General features: G+C 63.4%; 7 protein-coding genes. 6 read left to right on the top strand and 1 reads right to left on the bottom strand.

Annotated features, from left to right (window positions below; genetic code table 11):
- The 5 genes from HP546_RS23725 to HP546_RS23705 form a co-directional block, all read left to right on the top strand.
- Window positions 1-419 (top strand): MotA/TolQ/ExbB proton channel family protein (locus tag HP546_RS23725; protein ID WP_172230268.1); only part of this gene is annotated, 419 nt, incomplete at its 5' end.
- A gap of 1 nt (window position 420) precedes the next feature.
- Window positions 421-822 (top strand): biopolymer transporter ExbD, encoded by a 402-nt coding sequence (locus tag HP546_RS23720; RefSeq protein ID WP_172230265.1) that lies wholly within the window; start codon window positions 421-423, stop codon window positions 820-822.
- A 430-nt stretch (window positions 823-1,252) separates the two neighbouring features.
- A complete protein-coding gene (locus HP546_RS23715) occupies window positions 1,253-1,834 on the top strand; it encodes an alpha/beta hydrolase (RefSeq protein WP_172230262.1) in 582 nt (193 codons plus the stop codon).
- A 64-nt stretch (window positions 1,835-1,898) separates the two neighbouring features.
- Complete coding sequence (locus tag HP546_RS23710) at window positions 1,899-2,729, top strand: sigma 54-interacting transcriptional regulator (protein ID WP_172230259.1); 831 nt, start codon at window positions 1,899-1,901, stop codon at window positions 2,727-2,729.
- A gap of 175 nt (window positions 2,730-2,904) precedes the next feature.
- A complete protein-coding gene (locus HP546_RS23705; protein ID WP_172230256.1) occupies window positions 2,905-3,690 on the top strand; it encodes a MetQ/NlpA family ABC transporter substrate-binding protein in 786 nt (261 codons plus the stop codon).
- A gap of 259 nt (window positions 3,691-3,949) precedes the next feature.
- Here the strand turns inward: HP546_RS23705 and HP546_RS23700 are convergent, their stop codons facing one another.
- Window positions 3,950-6,313, bottom strand: a complete 2,364-nt coding sequence (locus tag HP546_RS23700) for a penicillin acylase family protein (protein ID WP_172230253.1) — start codon at window positions 6,311-6,313, stop codon at window positions 3,950-3,952.
- Window positions 6,314-6,399: 86 nt separating this feature from the next.
- Between HP546_RS23700 and HP546_RS23695 the strand changes: the two genes are divergently transcribed.
- On the top strand, window positions 6,400-6,660 hold a 261-nt coding region (locus HP546_RS23695; protein WP_306125572.1), incomplete at its 3' end, for a maltose acetyltransferase domain-containing protein.

Below are 6,660 nucleotides of genomic sequence, written 5' to 3'. Positions count from 1 at the left end.
GCCTGGAGCGCGCCCTGCGGCAGCAGATCGTGCGTGAGCGCCGCTCGCTGGAAACCGGCCTGGCAGTGGTTGCCAGTATCGGCAGCACTTCACCTTTCATCGGCCTGTTCGGCACCGTTTGGGGCATCATGGAGGCGCTAGAGGGTATCAGCGCGGCAGGCTCCGCCAGCCTGGAAACCGTGGCCGGGCCAATCGGCGCGGCGCTGGTGGCCACTGGTGTGGGTATCGCTGTCGCCGTGCCCGCGGTGCTGGTCTACAACTACTTCCTGCGCCGCCTCAAGCTGACCGCCGCCGACCTGGATGACTTTGCCCACGACTTCTACAGCCTGGCGCAGAAGAGTGCCTTCCGCGTGCTGGTGCACCCCGCTGTGCACAAGCCCCAGGCCGGGTTCACCCAGCCGGTGAAGGAGGCGTCCTGACATGGCGTTTTCGACCCAGGACAGCGACGAAGTCCTCAGTGAAATCAACGTAACGCCATTGGTGGACGTAATGCTGGTGCTGCTGGTGGTGTTCATTGTCACCGCGCCGCTGCTGACCAACGCCATTCCCATCAACCTGCCCAAGACCGAGGCCGTGGCCCCGGTGGAGCAGAAGGACCCATTGGTGGTCAGCATCGATGGCGAAGGCAAGCTGTTCATCAACAAAGACCAGATTCAGCCCGACCTGCTGGAAACCCGCCTCAAGGTAGCCAAGGCCAAGGACGCGGATGTGCGCGTGCAGCTGCAGGCCGATGACGGCGTGAACTACGGCGAAGTGGCGCGGGCCATGGCGGCCATCGAACGGGCGGGGATCAGCAAACTGGCGGTGATTACCGCGCGCTGAACCCGATCAATCTTCTTCAGGCAAGTGCTTATGGGCCATATCTCCTGGCAGGGGGTTGGCCCTTTTTTTTGCCGTGACAGGTTCAGCGCCTGTGAGATCGAGCGCCGCCCGCGCGGCGCATCGCGGATAAATCCGCTCCTACATTTGTTGCAACGTGCCGAACCTGTAACGCCATGGTTGCCAGCCTTGGCGCATGACTTGAGTCGTCCAAACCGGCTGACAACCATGGCCTCACAGGCTTGGCCACGTTGCAACAAATGTAGGAGCGGATTTATCCGCGATGCGCCGCATGGGCGGCGCTCGGTCTCACAGGCGACAATTTCTCAAGGTTAACATTTAGGTTATTAACAAATAGCTTCTTATTCCTTTACTGGTATAGATCGATCCCTATACTTGTCTCCAAGCACGCAAAGTTACCGGAGGCGTCCCCATGCGCAATGAGTCGATTCGTTACCTGATTGTGCCGGGCTGGCAAGGATCGCCAGACAACCATTGGCAAAGTCACTGGCAGCGCAACCTGCCCAACAGCGCGCGGGTCGAGCAGCTCGACTGGCTGACCCCGCAGCGGCAGGACTGGGTGCAGGCGCTGGAGCAGGCGATTGCTGCCGAGCACTCGCCGGTGATCCTGATTGCCCACAGCCTGGGCTGCATCACCGTCGCCCATTGGGCCGCCCAGGCCAGCCCGGCCCTGCTGCGTCGGGTGCGTGGCGCGCTGCTGGTGGCCCCGGCGGACGTCGAGCGGTCGACCTGCGCGCCAGCCCTGCGCAACTTCGCGCCAATCCCGAGCGAGGCGCTGCCGTTCCCCAGCCAGGTGGTCAGCTCGGATAACGACCCGGCCGTGAGCGTGCCGCGGGCACTGTACCTGGCGCAGGTGTGGGGTGCTGAAGCGGGGCTGCTGAGCAACGCTGGCCATATCAACGTCAAGTCCGGCCATGAGCGCTGGGAGCAAGGCTTCGCCTACCTGTATCGCTTGCAGAGCCGGGTTGAGCAGCGGGCCCTGCGCCGCGCCTGATCGCCCTTGCTGTTTTCCGTTTGCCTGACGCCCGGCTAATGCATGCCTGGGGCGGGAGTTTGTCATGACTTTGCAAAACACCTTTGGCCAGCCGTTGCTGACCTTCCCCGAGCTGGACAAGAGCCCACTGAGCATTCGCGCCAAGGCCCTGGTGTTCATCGACCCTCGATCGCAACAGCTGCGCCAGGACCTCGAGCGCCTGGCGCCGCAGCCCTTGCCGGTGCTGATCGGTGGCGAAACCGGCACCGGCAAGGAGCTGCTGGCCCGGCACATCCACCGGGCCAGTGACCGCGGCGGATTGTTCGTCTCGGTCAACTGCGCGGCCATCAGCCCCACTTACGCCGATGCCGAGTTGTTCGGCTACAGCGCCGGCAGCCACGGCGGCACGGCCAGTAGCCGCGCCGGCTGGTTTGGCTCGGCCAACGGCGGAACACTGTACCTGGACGAGATCGCCGACTTGCCGCTGGCCATCCAGGCCAAGCTGCTGGCCGCCCTGGAAAACCGCGAAGTCACCCGCGTCGGTGCGCAGCAGCCACAGCCAGTGGATGTGCGCCTGGTGGCCGCCACCAGCATCGACCTGGCGCGGGTGGTGCGCGCGGGTCGCTTCAACGAGCGCCTTTACCAATACCTGCGCGAGGGCGCGCTGGCACTGCCGCCGCTGCGTGAGCGGCCGGGCGATATTCTGCCGTTGGCCGAGTACTTCGTGGGCATCTACAGCGTGCGCCTGCAGCGGCCTGTGCCGTTGGTGAGCGAGGCCGCGCAGCAGGTACTGGAAGCGCACGCGTGGCCTGGCAACACCCGCGAACTGGAGAACGTCATCCACTTTGCCTTGCTGGTGAATGACAGCGAACAGATCTTGCCGGAAGACCTCGACCTGCCCAATATCGCGCGCTAGACATGGCTCATAAGCAAACAGGCTGGTGGCAATTTGTTTTTGGAATAAGCAGCTAAATAAAAGATATTGTTGCGGAATAAAAAATCTCGGTATTGTCCGACTCAAGCCCACTGCTGATGCGGCTGGGCACCCGATTCGCCATCCTCGATGGCCCAGATCCAGAACAAGGACCACCATGAAGAAGACCCTGCTGACCACCGCCCTGGCCGCTGCCCTGTCGTTCTCCGGCCTGGCTGCTGCTGCCGAGAAGCTGGTGGTTGCCGCTACCCCGGTACCGCACGCCGAGATCCTCGAGCTGATCAAGCCGACCCTGGCCAAAGAAGGTATCGACCTGCAGATCAAGGTCTTCACCGATTATGTGCAGCCCAACGTACAGGTTGACCAGAAGCGCCTGGACGCCAACTACTTCCAGACCCTGCCGTACCTGCAAAGCTTCAACGAAGGTAAGGGCACCCACCTGGAAACCGTGGTCGGCGTGCACGTCGAGCCGTTCGGTGGTTACTCGAAAAAGGTCAAAAGCCTGAGCGAGCTGAAAGAGGGCGCGACCGTCGCCATCCCTAACGAGGGCAGCAACAGCGGCCGTGCGTTGATCCTGCTGCAGAAGGCTGGCCTGATCACCCTGAAAGACCCGAAGAATGCCCTGGCCACCCCCAAGGACATCGCCGAGAACCCGAAGAAGCTGAAGTTCCGCGAGCTTGAGTCCGCCATGCTGCCGCGTGTGCTGGACCAGGTCGACCTGGACATGATCAACACCAATTACGCACTGGAAGCTGGCCTGAACCCGGCCAAGGATGCGCTGGTAATCGAAGGCAGCGACTCGCCGTACGTGAACTTCCTCGTCGCCCGCCCGGACAACAAGGACAGCGAAGCCATCCAGAAACTGGCCAAGGCCCTGACCAGCCCGGAAGTGAAGGCATTCATTGCCAAGAAGTACCAAGGTGCCGTGCTGCCAGCGTTCTGATCCGCTTGCAATACCGGCATGACCCAACGCCGATACCTTTGTGTCGGCGTTTTCATTTCTGGGCGCAGTCACCTGTGGGAGCGGGCGTGCCCGCGAACACCGGCGTAGCCAGTGCCATCCACCGCGTCGACAGCTTCGCGGGCACGCCCGCTCCCACAGGGTTTGGCATGCGCCGATAAATGTGGGAGCTGGCTTGCCGGCGATGGAGGTACTTCAGGGTAGCGAGAGTGAGCCGAGTGCGGCTAAAGGCAGTGTTTGTTCATATGTCAGGCACAAGCCTGAGGGTGCTCTGCGCGGGGATCACCCCCAGCTGCGCTTTCTGGTACTGCCCTTCGATGTACCCCTTGGCCTGGTCCGCATAGTGCCGGTCGAACGGTACGCCGCTTTGCCCGATCGGGTTGCTGGTCAGGGCCTGCCCGGCATCGGCAAAATCGATCAGCCGCCGCGTCGACGGCCCATATGTCACTGGCCATGGCGCCGGGCCGATCTTCGCCGAGAGGTTGTTCGGCACTTCATGGGTGCCTGGCGCAGCGAAGGGCCCGACGTTGAACAGCAGGTTCAGCGGCTTTTTCACCCCCAGCGGATGGTTGTGGGTGAGTGTATGGGCCTTGCCCCATTGCCAGCTGGCCGGGTCGCTGCCCAAGTTGTCGCGCAGATGTTTGAGGCTTTTCTGCCAGGCGATGCGCACGATGGTGGTACGGTCGGTGCGCAGGTTGCCGCCACGGGTGTTCCACCAGGGCGAATTGGCGTCCGCCGCCAGGCGCGGCAGTGCAGCGTCGATGGCGCGGGTGCTGATGAGCACCGGGAACCAGGTGTCACCGAGTTCGTCATGCAGGGCCGCGTAGCTCAGCTCAAAGAGAAACTGGTTGAACAGCGTGGCACTGGTCGAGTCCAGTGGATAGTCACCGCGCCAGGCGGCCAGCTGCTCGACCAGCTCCTTTTCCTCGTCGCCTTCGGCCACCGTGCGCAGTGTCGCCAGCAGCGGTGCAAGGGTGCGCGGGCCGTGATCGCTGGCGGTGTCCAGCTGCAATGCCTGACTGTTCTGCAGGTCCCATTTCAGCTCGGGGTTGGCCAGGTGGCGGTCGAGCTGGCGACCACGGTCGGGCAGGTTGTAGTAGCCCGGTATCGGTACCGCCGACGGCGGCTGGTAGTTGGCCGAGACGATATAGCCGCTTGCGGGGTTTTCCTGCTGCGGGTTGGCGCTGAAGGGGTAGAAGCCCAGCTTGCTGGCCTGCGTACTGGCACCGTCGAGGATGAACGCCGGGTCCACGCCTTCAGGGCGGATCGGCAGCTGCGCGGCAGCCCACCAGCCGATATCACCCCGGGCATTGGCCCACACGAAATTCAGCCCAGGCGCATGCACCTTGGCCGCAGCTGCGCGCATCCTGGCCAGCGTGTCGGCCCGGTTGAGCTGATAGAAACCCTCGAGGATCGGGTTTTCGGTTTCCAGGAAGGCCCACCACATGGCGATGGGCGTGGGCCCGGCGGTAGCACCGAGCACGTCGTTGACGATCGGGCCATGGGGCGAACGGCGCAGGTTGAGGGTGACCGGCTGTTCGCCTTTGACGACAATCGTCTGCTCGGTCTTTTCCAGGGTTTGCCACTGGCCATCGATCATCACCTGATCGGGGTTGGCGGGGTTGGTCTTTTCCGCGATCAGGTCGACATCGTCATTCTGGAACATGGTCAGGCTCCAGCCGAAATCGCGGTTGTGTCCGAGCAGGGCGAACGGGTTGAGCGCCTGGAAGTAGCCGTAAAGGTTGAAACCGGGCGCCGACAGCTCGGCTTCGTACCACACCGCCGGTACGGCGAAGCCGATGTGCGGGTCGCCGGCCAGTAGCGGCTTGCCACTGCGGGTGCGGCTGCCAGCGATGGCCCAGGCATTGCTGCCTTCGAACTGCGCGATGCCGGCGTCGGCCAGCGCATCGTTGCCAAGGCGGGCAAGTGCCTCCAGGCTCTGCCAGTCGGCGGCGGCCAACGGCCTGGCCAGCGCACCGTCGGCTTGCCAGCCGAGGTCGAAGATCTTCAGGTAGTCGGGGCCCAGCTGGTCGCGGATGTAGGTCAGTGCGGGCTCGGTGCGGAAGGCGGCGGCAAAACTGTAGGCGAGGTAGCCGGCGATGCTCAGGGTGTCTTCGGCGGTGAAGGGTCGCGGTGTGATGCCGAGCAGGTCGAATTCCATCGGCTTGGGGTGACTGGCCTGCCAGCTGTTGACCCCATCGAGATAGGCTTGCAGGGCCTGCCAGGCGGGTGACTGCTGGTCATGACGCTGGGCCATCAGTGCTGCCTGGTCGCGAATGCGCAGGCTGCGAAACAGGGTGTCGGTGGGCAGCAGTTTGTCGCCCAGCACCTCGGCCAGCTCGCCGCGGGCCAGGCGGCGCAGGATCTCCATCTGGAATAATCGGTCCTGGGCATGCACGTAGCCGAGGGCGCGGTACAGGTCCGGCTCGCTCTGCGCCTGCAGGTGCGGCACGCCGCGGGCGTCGTAGCGCACGCTGACCGGTGCTTGCAGGCCGGCGATGGCCACCTCGCCCGCGCGTTGCGGCAGTTTGCCCTGCACGTACCAGTATCCGGCGCCGACGGCCACGGCAACCACCACGGCCAACAGGGTCAGGCTGCGTTTCATGCAGACTCCTTGTGCATCAAAGCAGAAAATGTGGTCCGATCATCGGCGGATTCGCGAACAGAGCATAGCCCCGGGAAGGAGATTCCATGTCACTCAGCGAAAAACAGAAGATGCTTACAGGCCAGCTCTACCATGCTGGTTGCCCTGAGCTGCAGGCCGAGCAGATCGCCAACAAACATTGGATGCACCGCTACAACAGCAGCGTGGAACTGCTCAACGACGCACGCCATGGGCTATTGCTGGAGCACTTTGGCCAGGTTGGCGAAGGCACGGTGATCCGCCCGCCGTTCTATTGTGACTACGGCTACAACATCAGCGTTGGCCGCAATACCTTCATGAACTTCAAC

This window comes from Pseudomonas sp. CM25 (genome assembly GCF_013179705.1).
GTDB lineage: Bacteria > Pseudomonadota > Gammaproteobacteria > Pseudomonadales > Pseudomonadaceae > Aquipseudomonas.
This window is presented reverse-complemented; position numbering and strand designations above follow the sequence as displayed.